The 3,173-nt window shown below is 49.1% G+C and carries 4 protein-coding genes; all 4 read left to right on the top strand.

Annotated features, from left to right (window positions below; all coding sequences use genetic code 11):
* The first annotated feature begins 7 nt into the window (after positions 1–7).
* Positions 8–1,141: a chemotaxis response regulator protein-glutamate methylesterase gene (locus HOK28_09730; protein ID MBT6433361.1), complete on the top strand. Its 1,134-nt coding sequence runs from the start codon at positions 8–10 to the stop codon at positions 1,139–1,141.
* A 54-nt stretch (positions 1,142–1,195) separates the two neighbouring features.
* Positions 1,196–2,023, top strand: a complete 828-nt coding sequence (locus tag HOK28_09725; GenBank protein MBT6433360.1) for a protein-glutamate O-methyltransferase CheR — start codon at positions 1,196–1,198, stop codon at positions 2,021–2,023.
* A 9-nt stretch (positions 2,024–2,032) separates the two neighbouring features.
* Complete coding sequence (locus HOK28_09720; protein MBT6433359.1) at positions 2,033–2,497, top strand: chemotaxis protein CheX; 465 nt, start codon at positions 2,033–2,035, stop codon at positions 2,495–2,497.
* A gap of 77 nt (positions 2,498–2,574) precedes the next feature.
* A complete protein-coding gene (locus HOK28_09715) occupies positions 2,575–3,006 on the top strand; it encodes a response regulator (GenBank protein MBT6433358.1) in 432 nt (143 codons plus the stop codon).
* Positions 3,007–3,173 lie beyond the last annotated feature (167 nt).

Here is a 3,173-nt window from a genome sequence, read left to right as displayed (position 1 = left end):
TTTTATTATGCAGAAGATACGAATCCTCATAGTGGACGACGCGGTTGTCGTCAGAAGGATGCTTACAGACATCCTCGATTCGGATCCTGAGCTAGAGGTGGTGGGAACTGCTGCAAACGGTAAGATAGCGCTCAACAAGCTGCCCCAAGTGAAACCTGATGTCATGGTCCTGGATTTGGACATGCCTGAAATGAATGGCCTCGAAACTCTAGCTGCCGTTCGTAAAATCAACAGCACACTTCCGATTATCGCGTTCAGCACTATGACTGAGCGCGGCGCCTCGAAAACGCTTGAAGCGCTTTCTAGAGGTGCTACCGACTACGTTACGAAGCCTTCAACCATGCGTGGCGCACGCTCCGCTGTTGATACGATTCGAGAAGAGCTCGTTCCTAAAGTTAAAATGTTTGGTAAGCGTCGACGTGGGGCTCAGACCCCTATCGCCCGTCCGACACATCAACGCCCTGTTGTGCCGAGGCCAGTTACTCCGGCCAAACGTCCGGTTGCAGCACGCCCCGTTCGGCCGATACGGCCAGGTGTAGGTTTAGGTAAGTCCGGTCAAACAAAGTATTCAGTGCTCGCCATCGGAACATCAACCGGCGGTCCCAATGCACTGGCGGAACTGCTGCCACGGCTACCACCAAACTTTCCGGTGCCGATTGTCATCGTTCAACACATGCCGCCGATCTTTACGAGAATCCTAGCAGAGCGTTTAACCTCTTCAAGCCACCTTAAGGTGGTTGAGGGCTCAATGGGCGCGGTTCTACAGCCTGGGAACGCTTATATTGCACCTGGCGACTACCATATGACCATTGCAAAAGGTTCATCCACAACGGTCGTGACGAAAACAAACCAGAACCCACCTGAACACTCATGCAGGCCTGCGGTGGATGTTCTCTTTCGTTCAGTAGCGGAAGTGTATAAAGATAGAGTACTGGCAGTTATTCTGACAGGTATGGGGCGAGATGGTGCACTGGGGTGTGCCAAGATAAAACAGACCGGGGGCGAAGTCCTGGCACAAGACGAAGCAAGTTCAGTTGTTTGGGGAATGCCAGGTTTGGTTGCCAAACAGGGACTCGCAGAAAAAGTTTTAAACATAGAGGGCTTGGCAGACGAGATCACCAAGCGAATTTGTGGTACGTAAAAAATAGGGTAGCATAGAGGTCCATGATAGGTTGGACCCGGAGCATTAGGAAGTATGGCGTTACAGCAATCAGATTTTGATTTTGTTCAAAAGCTTATTCAACAAAAAGCTGCCATCGTTTTGGATAACGGTAAGCAGTATTTTGTCGAGAGTAGACTGACTCCCCTCGCCCAAAATACTGGCCACGACTCAATCGAAAAACTTATCTTGGCTCTGCGTCAAAACCCTCACAACAGTCGAATGATCGAACAGGTCGTTGAAGCTATTACCATTCATGAGACGAGCTTCTTTAGAGACATCCACCCCTTCAAGTGCATGAAGGAAGTTGTGATGCCTTCCCTGCTCGAAAAACGAGCCAGTCAACACACGCTTAATCTTTGGTGCGCAGCATGCTCCAGCGGGCAAGAGCCCTATACGGTGACTATGCTTCTGCGCGAGAATTTCCCACAACTTCAAAGCTGGAATGTGCGCTTTATCGCCACAGATATTTCCAACCAAATTCTAGGGCGAGCCCGAGAAGGAAAGTTTAGCCAGCTGGAAGTTAACCGAGGCTTACCTGCCCCAATGCTATTAAAGCATTTTGAGAAGCAGGGCCTGGTCTGGCAAATCAAGCCGCTACTACGAAGCTCCATTGAATTTAGAAAACTCAACCTCATCGATAATTGGCCACCCATGCCGAAGATGGACGTCGTCTTTCTTCGTAATGTGTTGATCTATTTCGATGTGGAAACCAAGAGAAAAATTCTTGGAGAAGTTCGTAAACTACTGAACCCAGATGGTTTCCTCTTTCTGGGAGCAGCGGAAATGCCAATGAGTATCGATAACGCATTCGAACGGATCGATTATCCTCGATCTGGATGCTACAAACTGCGTCAAACATAAGGGAAAAGAATGTCTACTACAGAAGAAAACATTCAGCAGGTCACACCCAACATCTTTTCGACTATCCTCGATCTTGATGTGCAGCCAAATCCTGGTGCATTGGAAATGGAAGCAGGCGCGAAGTACGTTACCGCCAGCGTTCAAATCAGTGGGTCGTGGAACGGAATAGTGACACTAAGTATTCCAGAAACGCTTGCTCGTAAAACAGCAGCTTTAATGTTTGAGGTTGCTCCAGACGAAGCAACCGACGAAGATATTGAAGATGCCATGGGCGAATTAGCGAATATGACGGGCGGTAGCTTTAAGTCCCTCCTAGAGGGAACTTGTGAGCTTGGTCTGCCCGTTGTGACCATAGGTGTCGATTATTCGGTAAGATTTCCCGGTTCGATCATTGAATGTGAGACCGGATTCCATTGCGAAGGGGCACCTTTTAAGGTCACGGTGCACGTTCGCGAGTCGGATGAAGAAATCTAACTGCTCGGCAGAGTTGTTTGCCGGTCAGGTACCGGATAGTATTTGGGTGCAGGGGCGCGGTCTTTCGGGGAGCGAACGTGAAGATTCTGGTAGTTGATGACAGTAAAGCTATGCGAATGATTGTGAAACGCACAATCCGTAAGGCGGGGTTTACAGGTCATACATTCATAGAGGCAGGCAACGGAGCCGAGGCTTACCGGATGATAACCGGTGACGACCCGGAGAAGCATCCAGATCTCGTAATGAGTGATTGGAATATGCCTCGGATGACGGGTATCGACTTAGCGGAACGCTTACAGCGTGAAGATGTTATCCTGCCTTTTGGCTTTGTAACTTCTGAAGGCACCAAAGAGATGCGCGAACGAGCGAAAAATGCCGGCGCCCTCTTCTTGATCGCAAAGCCATTTACAGTGGGAGCTTTTGAAGAAGCACTAACTCCACTAATACCCAGCATCGAAGCCGAGACGGCTGCAGGCGAGACAGAAACGCCAACACCAAGCGAAGGCTGATTCCAGCCTTATCTTCATTCTATTCAAATGTTGATTTCACGCCATCCCAGAGAACCTGGGACGGCATATAGGTTTGTCCTAAGACTTCGTACTCGCTACATCGCCAAAATACTTATTCTCAATGGACTCATAGTAATCGATAACTGAACGAACATACTTTCGCTTCT

This window comes from Deltaproteobacteria bacterium, from assembly GCA_018668695.1.
In the GTDB taxonomy this organism is placed as follows: Bacteria; Myxococcota; XYA12-FULL-58-9; order XYA12-FULL-58-9; family JABJBS01; genus JABJBS01.
This window is presented reverse-complemented; position numbering and strand designations above follow the sequence as displayed.